The following is a 16,876-nucleotide window of genomic DNA, read 5'->3' as shown; positions in this document are numbered from 1 at the left end:
TTCACAATGTCTTTTTTACACCAAACGCTAGATCTGCTCCTGAATAAGTTCGATCATGTGGTTTATATAGGCCCGGGTAACGGCGCTGCACTTTCGGCGCTGGAAAACTGCGCTGACAGGCTAACCTTGGTCGAGCCGAACCCGAAAAACGCTGCTGCGTTAAAACGAAAGCAAGCGCAGTTTGCCAATAGCGATATTCAGCAAAAAGCAATCACATTGAACGATGGACAAGCTGAGTTAAACCTGACTATACCCTCAGGTTTTTCAAGCGTTGTTAAGCCTACGGGTCTGAAGCAGTATTATCCTGGTCTGAATATTCAAGAAACGATAACGGTAGATACTGTTACATTACCCACACTAGTGGGCCAACTGCAGCTTGAATCGCATAGTCACAATGCACTTATTCTGGATGTGCGTGGCTTGGAGTCGGGCATAGTAAAAGCGCTACAACATAACGACTTGAAATCATTTAGTACTGTTGTATTGCGCAGTTCCAATGAGCCTCTGTATGACGCTGAATATTTAGATTGTGACAGCATCAATAAGGAACTTTCACGATTAGGGTTTTCGCCATTGTTCCTTAATGATAATCAGCCCCCATTTTGTACGCTAATTGGTGTTAGGCCTTTGTCTCTGGCCAACAAAACAGAGCAGCTATCAGACAAAGTAGGCAAGCTGGAACAACAGCTATCGGTAACAGAGCAAGAAAAGCAGGATGCGGCCAATAGTGTTGAGCACCTAAAAAGTCGGCTATTTGACGAAGCACAAAGTTCAGAAAAACTGAACAACGAAAATAAAGTTCTTGAAGAAAAACTAGAAACCGAGAAAAACGAAAAAACGGTCATCCAGGAAAAACTAAAAGAACTGGATGTTTTGAGAAACCTGCTTGCTGAGCGCGATGAGAAAATCGGTACTCTATCATCGGAACTGAATGAAAGAGAAAACGAAAAACAAAAGTTAGTTGAAGAATCAGATCAGCTGAAGCGGGATATTGAATCTCTAAGGAAGGAGCGAGACGGGCTAGAGTATTCAAGTGACGTGCTTACCGAGCGGGATAAGCAAATAGATTCTTTGTCATCGCAACTCGATGGAAAAGAAAAAGAAAAGCAGCAGCTAGCAGAACAAGCGGATGAGCTGAGGCGAAATATTGATTCGTTACAAAAAGAGCGGGATGAGCAAGCAGCTAGTCACCATAAATACAATGAGCGGATGGAGGAACTGCGCAATCAATTAAATCAAGCTCAAAGGGAACTAAAAGAGCAGCAGCGATCTGCGCAACTCAGTACAAAGCTATTAACAAAAGTAGAAGCAGACTGCTCTGATTTACGCGAACGTTATGCTGAAAAGATGAATAGCGAGCAGGAGCTAAAAGATCTGATTAAAGAACTTCACGCTAAGCTGCAGGCTGCATCACACTTCTATCACAAATTAGAGCAAGAACACCCCGAGCTGCTGGAAAAGTTGTAATGCAGGTTGTTAGATAATATGAGTAAATCCACCGATTTAAAAACCTTACAGCAGGAATTACAGCAAGCGCTGAATCTCATTGATGATTACAGCACGGCAAAAAATGTACGCAGTAACCTTGCGGTTGATGGGGAAGGGCTTACAAATACACAGAGCCTGTTAAAGCGCTGCGCTAATGTTGTGAGTGAAGATCAATCAAATAAAAAGCCAACGTTAAGGATTATTCACCACTTTGCATGTAGTGGTGGGACGTTAATTTCTAAGTGTATAGCTGCTCAGCCGAATGTGTTTTTATTAAGTGAGTTACATCCAACGACTCGACACGGTCTTGACTGGTCCAAGGCGACCTATACGCCAAGAGATATTGTAACGCAGGCATATTATGCTAAAGTTCCCGACGTAGAAGAGTTGGCAGAGAAAATATTCGTTGAAAATATTCAAAACTCCTGCAGACATATTACCGCTAAAGGTGGTTATTTAGTTATAAGAGCACATAGCCATGCAGATTATTGTATGGACATGCCAACACCCGAGGTTGATACAGTAACCCGGTTATTGTCGCCGCATTTTGAAATCAAACAACTCGTATCAATACGTAATCCGATAGATTCTTTTTTATCGCTTCGCAACAATAATTGGGTACATTTCAGCCCAAATTCATTTGATGAGTATTGCTTGAGGTTAATTTCCTTTCTCAAGGGATTTAACAAAGATAATATAATCAGGTACGAAGACTTTGTTGATACCCCTGAGGAAGTTATTAGTCAATGTTCCGCACTGCTAGATATACCTATTAATGAAGACTTTTTTTATTACAAAGATGTTTTTAAAGTAAGTGGGGATAGTGGTCGCTCAGGAGTCGAGATTAAAAGACGCGAACGAAAAGAGATTAGCAAGCAATATAAAAAAGAAATAGCTGAATCTGAAAACTTTAAAGAAATATGTAAGTACTTCGGCTATAGCGGATGCGAAGGTTTATGAAATTATGAGTTCGCTTAGTAATTTAACATTGGATATTGAGAGTTTGACAAGGAATTTATGAATAGTCCAACATTGGTAATTACAACGGTAAACCCGTTCGGCGATATTGAGCATCAGGCAGAGTGCTTTAATTCTTGGAAGTCGGCGGGTTATAATGTTGTATCCTATAACTCACAAAGTGAGGCTGAAAGACTGCTTGAATATGGTTTCACTGAGGGTGATGTAAAAATCATCGATGATTCTGAGACTACGTTTAAACAAAATAACAAGTACCTGCCCAAAATTCATCCAATAATCCAAAGCTTAATGGGAACGGATAACAATGTAATCATCACCAATTCGGATATCTATGCGCTACATTGCATTCCTATGGGCGGCATATTGAGTTCGTTAGCGCCAAGTTTAGCCATGACGCGCCGGGAACTGTTGTCACTCAACATGCTGGATATGCGCGACAATATATTTTATCGGGGGGGACTTGATCTCTTTTACTTCTCATCCGGTGAGCTAAAAAAACTGAATTCTGCACTTAAGCAGTGTGAGGCAAAAGATGACATGGCATTTGGTGTTCCAGGCTGGGATTACTTGGTGGGCGCAATTTTATTGAGTAAGCTTCAAGGAAAAATCGTTGACGGTGCTGTTATAGGCCACCAATACCATAAAAATACCTATTCGGGTTTGAGCGATTTTACCCCTTATGGCAGAGATATTAAAAGGCTACTTAATTTAGCCTCTGCTGATCCCTATTGGGTAGCTGAGGCCTTTTCCAAAATAATCGCTGAATCAAGCACTGTAAATGCAAAAGAAAGATGTAGTCTACAACGTTTCTTTCATTACAATGGCGTAAATAGAGAACAGCGAAAAAAGTATGCTTATGAAAAAGAATTACAAGATATTGATGGTATTATAAATAATGTTGAGAGTGTGAAGCTTTATTCAATATTTGAGAAAGTGGAGTCTGAAAAAGACTGGGGTGTAGCGAATCAGTTCATAAACGCTTGCTTTATTAAAACCTCATTATTTAAGGCGAAAATTTTTGCGTTATGGAATTATATTGAGTGTGTGCACGGTGGAGAAATAAAGCCGACAACAGAGTACCCTGAAGGAAACCTGCATGCAGTTATGATAGAAAACTGTTTGTCTGTGCCTGAGATAAAAAGAGCTATTGCTGTGTTTGACGTTTTTTCATCGGAACTAATTAATCACAATATCTTCAATCGAAGACTTTTCGATTATCTGGTGCTATCAAGTAACGATAAAACCAACCTTAAGATATTGAAAAAATTAAAATCATGTATAAATGGAGTATAACATGTTCCTAGATATTAAGCCTCTAGTCAAAGACTCAGTTCTGCCGTGGGAGCATACAAAAGTAGTTAAGAGTAAAAGTACACTTCCTACTTTGTCAGTTGTTATTCCTGTATACAATAGTGGTCACTTTCTTGAAAAGACATTGAGAAGTCTATTGTTCAACGATCTTACAGGCGTCGAGATCATCATTCAGGATGGGGGAAGTAACGATAATACGCATGGCATTATTCATCACTATAAATCAATGTTCTCACAGATCTACTCAGAAAAAGATGATGGTCAATCAGATGCCATAAATAAGGGCTACGATAAAGCCAATGGGGATATATTATACTGGTTGAATGGTGATGATATCATTCTGCCTAACACAATAAAAAAAGTGCGGGAATACTTTGCAAAGCATGAAGAATGTGAAGTGTTAGTCGGCGACGCTTATATGACCGAGATTGACTTTAAACCAATAAATCACTTCAAATTTAATAAAGAAAAATTACAGTTCGATTATCTTATCGACTATGCAAAACATCACCTCATCCAACCAAGTGTGTTTTTTTCACGCTCGGCGTGGGAGCAGTGTGGCCCCTTAGATATTAATGATCATTACGCGATGGATGCCGATTTATTTATTGGCATGGCAAGGCAATACGATTTTCATCATATTCCTTTAGATATTGCTTACAGCGTTTATCATGAGGCGTGTAAAACTCGCGGTGCAAGAGCGGAATCTATAAGTGCATTGGCATTAGTGCAGGCCAAACATGGTGGAAATGAGCAAGCGAAGGCTACCCTTGGTATTCTCACCGAGATGTTCAATGAACTGCAAAATAAGCTTAAAAAACTGGGCTCTCACGAGTCCTTGCTTTTAAAACACGATGCAATCAAGCTCGAGTTGGAAGATCTGAAGTCACAACAGGCCTTGAAAAAAGAATTATTGCTTGAAACTGATATAGAGTTAACGCAATGAAAATCGCTGTTTTATCAAGCGCCTCAGGCGGTGGTGCAGGCATAGCCGCCTATCGTATTTATCAGGCATTAAAAACCTACCAGGCTGATAACTGTATTGTCGACTTCATTGACATGACTGTGATCGGTCGCGTTGATGATTGTGTATCACCGCCTCAAAGCGCAACTAATGAAACCATCAGCAATACACATTACACCGCAGATTTTGCTACTGACATACGTCATCATGTAATTAAGTTATTGCTGAATTACGATGCTATCAATATACATTGGTCCAGTTATCTACTGACAACCGCAGAGCTGCTTGAACTGGCAAAAAGCGGAATACGCATTGTGTTCACGCTTCATGACTTTTATTACATGACAGGCGGCTGCCATTACCCTTCATCATGTCGTCAATACCTAAAGGCATGTAAACTCTGTCCACAGGTCAACACGGCAGTAATGAGTCAAAAAGAGGTAGAGGTGGCTCACGAGATTAAGCGTGAGATTTTTGCTTTCGAAAACGTAATATTAACGGCGCCAAGTGAGTATATCGTTAATAAAGCGCTTGCCGCCAATATCGTTCCCAGAGACAGGGCGAAAACGATCCGAAATGCTTATGAGCCGTTAGCAAATAAAAAGCCTGTAAAAAGAAATGACGGTAAAACTCATATCCTTGTGATTGCCGATTCGTTTTATGAAATTCGAAAGCAACTACAGCTCGCTATCGATGGCTTTAAAGAAGCGGCTAAAAGCAACCCTGCAATAGTAAAACGTTTAGCGGTACATTTAGTAGGTCGCCTCGATAGCGAAGTTGTTGCGCAACTCGCACCATTAGGCTATGAGATCCGCATTCATGGGCACATCAGCGACCATGAAGCCATTGTTGATGTATATTGTGGATGTGATTATCTGCTGACGCCGTCCATCGATGATAACTGGCCAAATATATTGGTGGAGAGTGCATCATACGGTGTTGTTCCCATCGTCGGTCCCGGTCATGGGTGCGAAGAGTTTGTTAAGGCTTTCAAACATGGCGAGGTATTCTCGGGGTACACAAAAGAAGCAGTGTCTAAATCCTTGCAAAATGCAATCGCAACGAAAACAAAGGAAGTTGACACGATCTTTGTAGAACAGTCCAGTGACACACACAAACCTCTAAAGGTGTCGCATGAATATATGTCGGTTTTAAGCTAAGAGATTTTAATGAAAAAGTATTATTTAGATTTAGAGCAAATAGACTCTATCCCTAATCCTTATTATTCTTCTTCGGAAGACATAATGCGTATTACAGGGTTAAATACTGGTAACTTTGCATTTAGAAAAGCGCTGAGAGAACTGGTTGCTGATATAGAAGATTATACCGTAGTTAACTGGCCAATGATGAGAGAAGTGTTAAAGGCTGATAAAAAAGTCGATCACGTAATTCTTTCTTGCGCAAACTGGCTTGGGTTTAGAGAACAAGATGAGGCGTCAAATGGCGTTCGTGCATCGATAATAGAGAAAATTGACGCGCCGGTCACAGCTTATGGATTGGGTGCTCAGGCCAGTCATGTAGACCCTGATCTAAAATTGGGGCCAAATGGTGCAAAACTAGCTAGAGTTATTTCCGAACGCAGTAAATATATTAGCGTTCGTGATAGTTTCACAAAAAGCTTACTTGAAAAAGAGGGGATAACGAACGCACTAGTCACCGGTTGCCCTTCAAACTTTATTAATCATTCTGATAATTTCGGTGATTTGTTGCGAGACCGCGTAAATAGATCAAAAGAGTCAATACGCCGGTTTCATTCTCTCAAAACATGTATTGGTGAATTTAGTGGCGGTCATGCGCATTCCGGCAGCGCATTAACCTCTTTTCTCACGATATTAAGAGAGCTTCCTTCGCATTACATTATTCAGTCGCCTACTCTCTACCCATTCTTTCTAGGTGAGTCGGACGATATTCCAGGCGCTTATAAGTCGAATATGCCCGAAGGGATGACACAGCCACAATTAAGACACCTTTTAAAACAAAAAATGATTGGTTTTACCTCTGTTGACTCGTGGATGGATATCGCGCGTACATGTGATTTGAGCCTGGGTATGCGTATTCATGGAAATATGCTACCGCTTCAGGCTGGAGTGCCGTCCATGCTAATTGCACACGACTCCAGAACGCAAGGCTTGGCCGACGTAATGAAGTTCCCTGTGTACACGATGGATAGATTGGTTGGGTATAAAGGCACGGTTCAGGACCTTATGTTGGATATGTTGATTGAGTTTGAGTTTCAATTAGATGCCTATCTCGATAAACGCGAAGAGCTCCGCAATTTGTTTGAGATACTCTAATAAGTAAAGAAATATCGTCATGAAAAAATGAAATTAAAGCGACTAGAGATGGTCTGGAAATGTTATTTAAGTCTAGCCTTATCGCTAATGAGGATACAGACATTATTGTTGACGGGGATCCAAGGTCGGGAAATAGTTACGCAGTAGACTTGATTAATTGGTGTTTTAAAGATTTAAAAATTGCTCAATCTACTCACTCAATAGACAATGTTAGACTTGGTAACCTCATGGGTAAGCCTACTATTGTTCTAATCAGAGAGCCAGTTAACGCTAAGTGCTCGTTGTATATAGGGACGGGGCAACCAATATCAAAACTGGTTGAAAATTTTATTAATTTTCATAAAGAACTGTCGCATTATGAGAGCATTAAATTTTTTTGTTTTAAATCTAATTCTCTAATTCATAATGAGATTAAATTTCCCAAGCTTATTGCCGAATGTTGTAAATATGTGCGGGGTGGAAATGCCCTCAGAAGAAAGAAAAAAGAAAGAGATGAATTTATAGGTTGAAAGAGTAATCAATAAAATGCCTGAGTCGAAATATTTATACAATAAGATGTTGGGTTTTTAAAAGCATTGTTAAAGTTCTATGATGGTAAAAAATTAAGTGAGAAAATTTTTTGATTAAAAGAGATTTTGAAAAGCCCATTGTGTTTATGCATATACCTAAAACCGCAGGTTCTACTTTGCATCAACTTTTCCAGGCTAATTATAAAGCAGACGAAATATATAAGTTAGGGGTTACAGGTGCGCCAGAGACTGGTAGCTTTGGTGAGCGACATAAAATATCGGTAAAAAAATTTTACGCACTGAATAAAGCTGAGCAAATTAAAATCAAGGCTGTTGTAGGCCACATGCCATATGGACTACACGAGGTCTTTGATAATGATGCTCAATACATCACAGTAATCCGTCACCCTTTAGGTAGAATTTTATCTCATTATAACTTTGTTAAAGAAAGTCCAAGCCACTATTTGCATGAGCGAATGGAAAACGAAGCCTCAACAATAGTCGACTATGTACAAAAACTAGAGTCTAAGGAACTCAATAACGGCATGTTAAGATTTTTCCTTGGTCCAGATCACGTTAAGATTCCTTTCGGTGGTTGTACACGCGATATGGTTGATATTGCCATGGAACGTGTCGAAGAAAAGTTTGTCGCCGTTGGGGTCCAAGAGTATTTTGCAGAAAGCGTCGACCTTTTTTGTAAAGTGAATAATTGGATTAAACCAAACATTAAATCGAGAAATATGACCCAATCTAAGTATTCTTCTGCTCTTGAAGTTTCAGAGTTAGATGGAATTCTTCGATACAATTCACTGGACCTTGTACTTTATGAGGAGTTGCGTAACTCTTTCCTGAAGATTAAAAAGAAACTATAATTGAGTTGTTGAGAAAATTATGAAAAAAGCACTTATTACCGGTGTAACCGGCCAAGACGGCTCCTATTTGGCCGAATTTTTATTAGAAAAAGGGTATGAGGTACACGGTATTAAGCGTCGTGCTTCGTTGTTCAATACCGAAAGGGTCGATCATATCTATGAAGATCCGCACAACGACAACCCCAAGTTCCATTTACATTATGGCGACTTAACCGACAGTTCGAATTTAACGCGCATTTTGTCGGAAGTACAGCCTGACGAGGTGTATAACCTGGGCGCTCAGTCGCATGTAGCAGTGTCGTTTGAAGCGCCAGAGTATACGGCAGATGCCGATGCGATGGGGACATTGCGGTTGTTGGAAGCCATTCGCTTTTTGGGCCTGGAGAAGAAGACAAAGTTCTATCAGGCATCGACTTCTGAACTTTACGGTCTTGTTCAGGAAATACCGCAAAAAGAAACCACACCGTTTCATCCCCGCTCACCGTATGCGGTAGCTAAAATGTATGCGTACTGGATTACGGTTAACTATCGCGAATCTTATGGTATGTATGCCTGTAATGGCATTTTATTCAACCATGAGTCGCCGCGTCGCGGAGAAACCTTTGTAACTCGTAAAATTACACGCGGAGTAGCCAACATTGCGCTTGGTATGGAGTCTTGCCTGTATTTGGGTAATATGGATGCACTACGAGACTGGGGCCATGCCAATGATTATGTACGCATGCAATGGATGATGCTACAGCAAGATACGGCAGAAGACTTTGTGATCGCCACAGGCAAGCAAATATCGGTTCGTGACTTTGTTCGCTTAAGCTGTAGTGAAGCAGGTATCAGTGTCGAATTTTCTGGTGAAGGTGTTAATGAAATCGCAACCGTAACCTCTGTTGATAGTGATAAGGCACCGGGAGTAAAGACCGGTGATGTGATCATAAAAGTCGATCCTCGTTATTTCCGCCCTGCTGAAGTAGAAACGTTATTGGGCGACCCTTCAAAAGCCAAAGAGAAACTCGGCTGGGTGCCGGAAATTACTGTTGAAGAAATGTGTGCCGAGATGGTTGCCAGTGATTTAGAGAAAGCTAAACAACATGCTCTACTAAAAAAGCATGGCTTTTCGGTAGCAGTGGCCAAAGAGTAAGTAGTTAAGTGTTTATGCGCAGAGTTTATTTTTAAATTCTGGCGACGATTGTATACCATGAAAGTCACTCTACATTTTTAGGGTGGCTTTTTTCTTGAAAGCGTACTGTAATAACAGAGTATTCACTTCCCCTAAACTGAGACGGGTTTATTTGTCCATTTGAGCCAAATGCGCCAGATATTGTGAATCGTTTAGTTAAAATCTATATGTTTCAATTGGTCAATTTGTAGTGAAAATGTAAAACGTTAAAGAGAATTGTAGAAAAGTTTAAAGGAAAATTTTTGTATGTTTGGCAGCTGTTCCTTCAAAAAGCATTCTCAATCAAGAGGATTTTCCAAAGGGTCTTGATAAGCCCGAGGAGTTTCTTCCTTGGATCTACGAAATACAAAAAGACTACATGAATGAAAATTTCGTTAATAACCGCAGCGTGCAATGGTTATTTGATGACTACCTATTTTCGCCACAATGGCAATTCACAGATCAAAAGTATGCTACCCACGCAGATGCATGGCATATGAATGAATATTATGGCGTTGAAATATTAAATAAGATAAACAGTAAAATTCAAAATCTTGAAGGATAACTGAGTGAAAACAGTATACGTAGCTGGCCACCGCGGAATGGTGGGCTCGGCCATAGTTAAAAATTTAGAAAAACGCGATAACGTTTCGATCATTACCAAAACTCGTGATGAGTTAAACTTGTTAAGTCAGGCAGATGTTTTGCAGTTTTTTGCTGAAAACAACGTTGATGAAGTCTATTTAGCAGCCGCCAAAGTAGGCGGTATTCACGCCAACAACACCTACCCTGCAGAGTTTATCTATGAAAATTTAATGATAGAGGCCAACATTATCAACGCTGCTCATCAAAGTGGCGTTGATAAGTTGCTGTTCTTAGGCTCTAGTTGTATTTATCCCAAGCTTGCCGAGCAGCCTATGCGCGAAGACGCGTTGCTCACTGGCACACTGGAAGAAACCAATGAGCCCTATGCCATTGCGAAAATAGCAGGGATTAAACTGTGTGAAAGTTATAACCGTCAGTACGGGCGTGACTATCGTTCGGTGATGCCGACTAATCTCTACGGCCCTAACGATAACTTTCACCCTGAAAATTCACATGTGATACCCGCGTTGCTGCGTCGTTTTCATGAAGCGGCGCAGCGTGGTGACGATGAGGTTGTTGCCTGGGGCTCGGGTAAACCTATGCGCGAGTTTTTGCATGTGGATGATATGGCTGCCGCCAGTGTGCATGTGATGGAGCTGGATAAGGGCACCTATGATGCAAATACGTCACCCATGCTTAGCCATATCAACGTCGGTACGGGTGAGGATTGCACCATTCTTGAGTTGGTTGAAACGGTCGCGCAGGTAACCGGGTTTAAAGGGAATATTATCTGGGATACCAGTAAGCCTGACGGTACACCGCGTAAATTAATGGATGTTTCACGGCTGCATGCGCTTGGCTGGAAGCATACCTATAGCCTGAAGGACGGGCTTGAGCACGCTTATCAATGGTTTTTAGATAACCAGGATAGTTTTCGGGGGTAGGTCCTGAAACAAGTTCAGGACGACGTGTTGTGTCAGGATAACGTGGTGTGTTCAGTTGGCAGTAAATAATGTTTTTAGATAAACAAACATTCACAGCGGTGATTGATAGTACTCCGCTTGTCTCTATTGATCTGGTGGTCGAGGACGAGCGGGGCGATGTCTTACTGGGCGAGCGTGCTAATCGCCCTGCAAAGGGCTTTTGGTTTGTTCCTGGCGGGCGGATAATGAAAAACGAGCGACTTACCGATGCGTTTGAACGTTTAACCCGTGATGAGCTCGGGCTGTCGGTTAGCTTAGCGCAGGCTGAGCTGATTGGGCCTTTCGAGCACTTTTACAGTGATTATGTGTTTGGCGAAGACGTCACAACCCACTATGTGGTACTGGGGTATCGGATCAAAGTAAAGCGGGCGAACCTGGCTCTTCCTACTGAGCAACACGCGCGTTATCACTGGTTTACCGTTAGCGAATTGATGCAAAGCAAGGATGTGCACCTGCACAGTAAGTGGTATTTTGATTCGGCCCGTACTGAGTAGATTTTCAGGTGTGCAACACCGGTAGTCATGGTATCCTTTGCGCGCTTAACCCACGCACATTAATTTATTTTTTCAGGTAATTGTTCGTTATGTCTTTAAGTAAGGAAGCACAGTTTCTGTCTGCCCTGGAGCAGCAACTTACGCAGCAGTATTCTAAGCAGCTTTTAGATGCAGAAAACCCGCAACAGGAAATGGCAAGTAGCTTAGGTGCCCTTGCAGCGCGCGTGCGAATTATTGAAGAAGTGCTTGCCAAAGAAGAGCGTGGCATCACCGAAGAGTTACCACCGCTACTGCCCGCTGAAGTAACGCTTACCGCGTCTCACTTTGCCAGCCAGGAAAACCTGCATGAGCTGGAAACGCATAACGGCAGAGAGTTTCGCTGGAGTGGCGCAGACCCGCGCGTTGACTTTGCCTTGCTGGTTAATCGTGATGGCAAAAAGGAAGTGGTGATTGATGTGGTGGCTGTGGCGAAGTCAGACCTTATGAAACGGCTTAGCCTGTATGCCGACGGTATCGTGCTCAAGTTTAGTACGCGGCAGAACGGCGATATTCTTCAGCTTGTGGCGAAACTACCCAAGGAACCGGGCAAAAAAGATGCTACGTTAATTAGCATTCTGTTACCTGAAACGGTACGCCCCATCGAAGAGGGCAGCAGCTCAGACACGCGTCAGCTAGGTATTGCCATTAGCCAGCTACATGTGGGAGAGCCCAAAAGGCGCTTGGCACGTCTGGCTAAATAAAGGGATGTTGGCATGGCGTCATCAACAACGTCATTGCGTGTAGGCCTGGTGCATAACTGGCCAGGCGCAAAAAACTCCGAGCTGGATATTATTCTTCGTATTCTGCCAGTGCTGACATCGCTGGGGCACCAGGGCATTATAATCGATCCACTTGGGCAGGAGCTGTCAGAAAAGGGCGATCGGTTATCACCCGTTTTTCGCCACAACGATTTTGATATTGTGTTAAATCTGCACTATTTAAATCCAAAATTGCTGGCGGGGCTTTCCTATGCCGTAAACTGGAACCCCCTTGCGTATATTGTTGATGATCCCATCACCCAGCAGCCGCTGCCTATTAAACAGTTTGGTTACATTGCTGACTGTTTTCGCAGCCACGATCGTATTTTGTCCGCAGGCTCTCCACTGGTGGATAATTTTGTAGCCTCACTGCGCGAAGAAAAAGGTAAAGGCTGGCTGCCAGAGGCATCACTGTCGCTGCACACTTCAATTGTCACACCTGAAAACCTGGCAACTGAAGACGTAACCGCTGAAGACGCACGGGTCTTTTATATAGGCGTAAACTGGGAAAAGCTGTCAAAAAGTGAAAACCGGGCAGTGCGCCACGAAGGGCTGTTTGAAACGCTGGATAAATCCGGCGAATTTGTGTTTTACGGGTTACGCGAACAGTACGGTGTACCGCTATGGGAAGGCATACAGCATTACAACGGTGAATTACCCTTTGATGGTGGCAAGAGCATCATCGACAAATCCCGTGAGTATGGCATGACGCTGGTGCTTTCCTCGCAGCAGCACCGCGACAGTGCGCTGGTTTCAACCCGCATATTTCAGGCGTGCGCGGCAGGCACGGTTATTATTACCGACAAAAACCCCTTTATCGAACGCCACTTCGGTAGCAAGGTGTATTATTTTGAGTATGGAGAAACGCCTAAACAAACGGCGGAGAACTTACTTGCCGTTGTTGCCTCTGTAAAAGCGAACTGGCAGCAAGCGAAGGACAATGCCAGAGCTTGCCAGGCCATTTTTCTTGAGCAGTTTGCGCTTGAAAAAGAAATTGCAGCGCTATGCGACCAGGCACAAAAAGATATGCGCGCACGACAAGCGTTTATCGAAAGCGCATCACCTAATATTCATGTGGTGGTTGACTGCAGACATTATGGCACAGAGGCAGTAAACCAGGCGCTGGTACAATGTGAAGCGCAGTTGCTCAAACCTGGCTGCCTGCATGTGCTTTGTACCCGTAAGCAGCAACAAGCATTGGCTTCTGTGTCATCAATGCATTTTGACGTTGTTGTGCATGAGCACCAAGGGCCATTGGGTGGTTTTTTGGTGGCCAATGTCGATACGCTGGGGGAGGCGTTTATGTGCTTTACCCCAGAGCATACCTGGAGTCGCGATCATCTGTTTGAGCTGACTGTGGCCAGTAATAACACCGCCAGCAGTGCCTATTCTCCAGCATTCGTTGATTACCAGTCGTTGCACGGGGTTCACGAAACACTGGAATACGGCATAAAAGGGCTGGATGGCGACGTAACCCGGCTTAGCCAGCGTATGCTGTCGCGGTTCTCGGCCCACAGACTTGCCAATGCCAATATTCTTGTGCCCACCACCGTGCTTAGTGCCGTATCGTTTGCCCATGCGCGCATTGCGCAGTTTGGTATAGGTGCGATTTTTGTCTTGCTGTATGAGGCTGAGCAGCTAAACGGCAGGCTTCCTGTACTTTCTGCCGCAGTGACTTCCGTCTGGCGTACCGATGCTGATTACGGTGACGTCACCTTTAATCAGTATCAGGTAAGCAATGAAGCAACAGGGTTGTTCAGAGACCGCAATATGTTCAGTGCATTTTTTGCTGCCACTAACAGTGAGGTCGCTGCGTTGCAGCAAAGCTGGGAGCTTCAGCAAGAGCAAGGGTTCGTTGGCAGCGACGAGTCAGCAGACTACCAGGTGTCGCTGCTCGTCAGGCAGGTGAATGCACTTAAATCTAAACTAAACAGCAGTGCATTCAGTAAAGAGTTTTCATTGTTCTTTTATCTTCAGCATGTGTTCCGAAGCCGGCCACTTCTGCTGCGTGCGTTAAATAGTACGCACCGTTTTTTCGCAAAATTATTAAAAGTGTAGTTATGCAACAATTTTCATTTACCACGGATAAGGGTAAACCTTATTCGGTCACCGTACCGACCCCCAAACCAAACTTCGAACGTAAGTTTGTGTTTGCGTTTGCAAAAAGTGGTAGCACGTTACTCGATAACTTGCTCTCGGTGTATTGCCAGGTCGAGGGCACACCGACGTTTTCACTGTATAACCAGGCATTTGATCAGGGCTTATCCACAGCAGAATTAGGCAGCGAGGCACTGCCTTGCCTGGACTTTGACGGTATTCTTTATACCGGGTTCAGGCACTATCCAAGATTTGAGCTGGATATCGGCAGTAGCAAAGCCATTTGGTTAGTTCGCGACCCAAGGGATATGGCTGTATCCATGTACTATTCTATTGCGAAAAGCCATGTGATCCCCAAAGGCCATGAAGCCATGACACGTTCACGTCAACAAACATCTGAACTGGATATAGATGAGTTTGTTGTAAAGCGCATGAAGTCATACATGGGACAGTTTAAGCAATATCAAAAGAACCTGGCGAATAAAAACGTCAAAATATACCGTTATGAAGACGTCATTTATGAAAAGCTGAGCTGGTTCAAAGGTGTATTAACCTACCTGGATATCCCGGTAAAAGATAAATTAGCAGAAAATGTCGTTAAGCAGTTTGATGTGATCCCCAGCGAAGAAAAAGACGATCAGCACATTCGTCAGGTTCACCCTGGTAATTACAAGAAAAAGCTAGCGGCTGAGACGGTTGAAACGCTAAACGAACAAGCCATGGATTTTCTGAGGTACTTTAATTATGAGTAAACTTGCGATGCCACAGGGAAAGGTAGTGGTGAATGCATGTTTCCCACGCTCTGGACACCGTTTTTTGCGCCAATTACTAAACAAGGTGTATGGGCAGTCATTCAATTCTGATACATACCACCCCCGAAAAGGCAAGGAAGGGGTAGGTGAAGAGCATTTGCAGCGTGCAAATTATATTAAGTCGCACGACTTTGAGCTTGCAGGTACTGCAATGCTAGAGCAGCTACACGGCGGAAAGCGGGAGTTCTTGGTGCAGTTGCGACATCCGCTTATGGCAATATCGTCTTACTATGAGTTTGCGCTTAAACACAACCATGTAGCAAGGAACAGCCAGCGAAGCTGGGATGACTTTTTGGTATCCCGCTTGGAATACTGGAAACAATTTGCCAGTACATGGTGGCTAAATAAAGCGCTTCCTGAGAGCCAATACTGCCTGGTGAATTATGAGTCGCTGACACACAATACAACCTCCGAACTGGAGAGAGTTGTTTCGTTTATCAGCGGCGAAGAAAGTGTTGCTGAAATCAATTTAGCGAAAGTGACGGACTCCGCTCCTTTTCTTCAATACAACAATGATACGCAAAGCAAGAAGGCGTCTGTTAGAACCCCTGAACAGTTTCAGTATTTTGATCATGCCACCTTTGCCGAAATTGAAAACAAATTGGCGCGCGATTATTTAGTACCACTTGGGATTCCATTGTTGTTTGAAGAATGATTAAAAAGTTTGTCTTCCCCAGCTGCATGCGGCTTGAGCAGCAATATACACCCAGGCCGCTGTCGCAGCTTAGGCAGCCATCTGTTAGCTTGCCTGCTATGCAACCAAAACTAAGCGTGGTCATCCCGTCGTATAATCAGGCGGCGTATCTGGAAGATACACTCAAGTCGGTTTTTGCGCAGGGGTATCCTAATCTTGAGGTTATTGTTGTCGATGGCGGCTCCGATGATGGCTCGGTCGAGATTATTAAGCGCTACGCCAGCAAACTCGCCTGGTGGGTAAGCGAGCCGGATAACGGGCAGACGCATGCTATCAATAAAGGTTTTGCGCGCGCCACGGGTGAAATTCTGGCCTGGCTAAACTCTGATGATTTGTTTTTACCAGGTGCAATAAGCACTGCAGTGAATAGGTTGGTTGCCAGTGAAAACGCGGATGTGGTTTACGGCCAAAGAATGCTTATTAATGAAAAAGGTGAAGACATTGGACAATGGGTAGTGTCTGAGGCACATAGCTATGTGCTTGCGTATGCTGACTTTATTCCCCAGGAAACACTGTTTTGGAAAAGATCGCTGTGGGAAAAAGTCGGCAGCGCGCTCAATGAAGACTATAAATTTGCCATGGACTGGGAGCTGCTGTTGCGATTTAAAGCCTGTGGTGCCCGCTTTCAGAAAATAGACCGCTTTATGGGAGCATTTCGCTTTCACCCGGCGCAGAAAACGGTAGCGCAAATCGGCGAGTCAGGCTTTAAGGAAATGGAAAAGCTCAGAGTGGCCTACGCGAAAACGCCAGGTAAATCACGTTACAATGCCAGAGCTATGACCCTAACGCTTATTCGCTTTATGCTGACGAGTCGGCTTAAAGAACTGTTTTTTCGCCACTAGGTA

17 protein-coding genes are annotated in these 16,876 nt (G+C 43.3%); all 17 read left to right on the top strand.

Going from position 1 to position 16,876, the window contains the following annotated elements; translation table 11 throughout:
- The first annotated feature begins 6 nt into the window (after positions 1 to 6).
- The 17 genes from IE054_RS07240 (at position 7) to IE054_RS07160 (ending at position 16,873) form a co-directional block, all read left to right on the top strand.
- Positions 7 to 1,467, top strand: coding sequence for a hypothetical protein (locus IE054_RS07240; RefSeq protein ID WP_189404838.1), 1,461 nt, complete (start codon positions 7 to 9; stop codon positions 1,465 to 1,467).
- An 18-nt stretch (positions 1,468 to 1,485) separates the two neighbouring features.
- Positions 1,486 to 2,448, top strand: a complete 963-nt coding sequence (locus tag IE054_RS07235) for a hypothetical protein (protein ID WP_189404836.1) — start codon at positions 1,486 to 1,488, stop codon at positions 2,446 to 2,448.
- Between the two features lie 57 nt (positions 2,449 to 2,505).
- Positions 2,506 to 3,759, top strand: a complete 1,254-nt coding sequence (locus IE054_RS07230) for a hypothetical protein (RefSeq protein ID WP_189404834.1) — start codon at positions 2,506 to 2,508, stop codon at positions 3,757 to 3,759.
- 1 nt (position 3,760) lies between these two features.
- Complete coding sequence (locus IE054_RS07225) at positions 3,761 to 4,723, top strand: glycosyltransferase family 2 protein (RefSeq protein WP_189404832.1); 963 nt, start codon at positions 3,761 to 3,763, stop codon at positions 4,721 to 4,723.
- Entirely contained in the window at positions 4,720 to 5,901 is a 1,182-nt protein-coding gene (locus IE054_RS07220; RefSeq protein ID WP_189404830.1) for a glycosyltransferase, read from the top strand. Before IE054_RS07225 ends, IE054_RS07220 begins: the two co-directional genes overlap by 4 nt.
- A 9-nt stretch (positions 5,902 to 5,910) precedes the next feature.
- Positions 5,911 to 7,035 carry a polysaccharide pyruvyl transferase family protein gene (locus IE054_RS07215; RefSeq protein ID WP_189404828.1) on the top strand — a complete coding sequence of 375 codons (1,125 nt, stop codon included), beginning with the start codon at positions 5,911 to 5,913 and terminating at the stop codon, positions 7,033 to 7,035.
- Between the two features lie 59 nt (positions 7,036 to 7,094).
- Positions 7,095 to 7,544, top strand: a complete 450-nt coding sequence (locus IE054_RS07210; RefSeq protein ID WP_189404826.1) for a hypothetical protein — start codon at positions 7,095 to 7,097, stop codon at positions 7,542 to 7,544.
- A 110-nt stretch (positions 7,545 to 7,654) separates the two neighbouring features.
- Positions 7,655 to 8,416: a sulfotransferase family 2 domain-containing protein gene (locus IE054_RS07205; RefSeq protein WP_189404822.1), complete on the top strand. Its 762-nt coding sequence runs from the start codon at positions 7,655 to 7,657 to the stop codon at positions 8,414 to 8,416.
- A 19-nt stretch (positions 8,417 to 8,435) separates the two neighbouring features.
- Positions 8,436 to 9,551, top strand: coding sequence for a GDP-mannose 4,6-dehydratase (gene gmd / locus IE054_RS07200; RefSeq protein ID WP_189404821.1), 1,116 nt, complete (start codon positions 8,436 to 8,438; stop codon positions 9,549 to 9,551).
- 289 nt (positions 9,552 to 9,840) lie between these two features.
- Positions 9,841 to 10,134 carry a hypothetical protein gene (locus IE054_RS07195; RefSeq protein ID WP_189404820.1) on the top strand — a complete coding sequence of 98 codons (294 nt, stop codon included), beginning with the start codon at positions 9,841 to 9,843 and terminating at the stop codon, positions 10,132 to 10,134.
- Positions 10,135 to 10,138: 4 nt separating this feature from the next.
- Positions 10,139 to 11,098 carry a GDP-L-fucose synthase gene (gene fcl, locus IE054_RS07190; RefSeq protein ID WP_189404819.1) on the top strand — a complete coding sequence of 320 codons (960 nt, stop codon included), beginning with the start codon at positions 10,139 to 10,141 and terminating at the stop codon, positions 11,096 to 11,098.
- A gap of 68 nt (positions 11,099 to 11,166) precedes the next feature.
- A complete protein-coding gene (locus tag IE054_RS07185; protein ID WP_189404818.1) occupies positions 11,167 to 11,631 on the top strand; it encodes a GDP-mannose mannosyl hydrolase in 465 nt (154 codons plus the stop codon).
- A gap of 89 nt (positions 11,632 to 11,720) precedes the next feature.
- Positions 11,721 to 12,371, top strand: a complete 651-nt coding sequence (locus IE054_RS07180; protein ID WP_189404817.1) for a hypothetical protein — start codon at positions 11,721 to 11,723, stop codon at positions 12,369 to 12,371.
- Positions 12,372 to 12,383: 12 nt separating this feature from the next.
- On the top strand, positions 12,384 to 14,486 hold the full coding sequence (locus tag IE054_RS07175) for a glycosyltransferase family protein (protein WP_189404816.1): 2,103 nt from the start codon (positions 12,384 to 12,386) through the stop codon (positions 14,484 to 14,486).
- A 2-nt stretch (positions 14,487 to 14,488) separates the two neighbouring features.
- Entirely contained in the window at positions 14,489 to 15,277 is a 789-nt protein-coding gene (locus IE054_RS07170) for a sulfotransferase domain-containing protein (RefSeq protein WP_189404815.1), read from the top strand.
- Positions 15,270 to 15,992 carry a sulfotransferase domain-containing protein gene (locus IE054_RS07165; protein WP_189404814.1) on the top strand — a complete coding sequence of 241 codons (723 nt, stop codon included), beginning with the start codon at positions 15,270 to 15,272 and terminating at the stop codon, positions 15,990 to 15,992. The genes IE054_RS07170 and IE054_RS07165 overlap by 8 nt, the downstream gene beginning before the upstream one ends.
- Positions 15,993 to 16,090: 98 nt before the next feature.
- Complete coding sequence (locus IE054_RS07160) at positions 16,091 to 16,873, top strand: glycosyltransferase family 2 protein (protein ID WP_189404813.1); 783 nt, start codon at positions 16,091 to 16,093, stop codon at positions 16,871 to 16,873.
- Positions 16,874 to 16,876: the final 3 nt, after the last annotated feature.

The organism is Alteromonas halophila (genome assembly GCF_014651815.1).
Lineage (GTDB): Bacteria > Pseudomonadota > Gammaproteobacteria > Enterobacterales > Alteromonadaceae > Alteromonas > Alteromonas halophila.
This window is presented reverse-complemented; position numbering and strand designations above follow the sequence as displayed.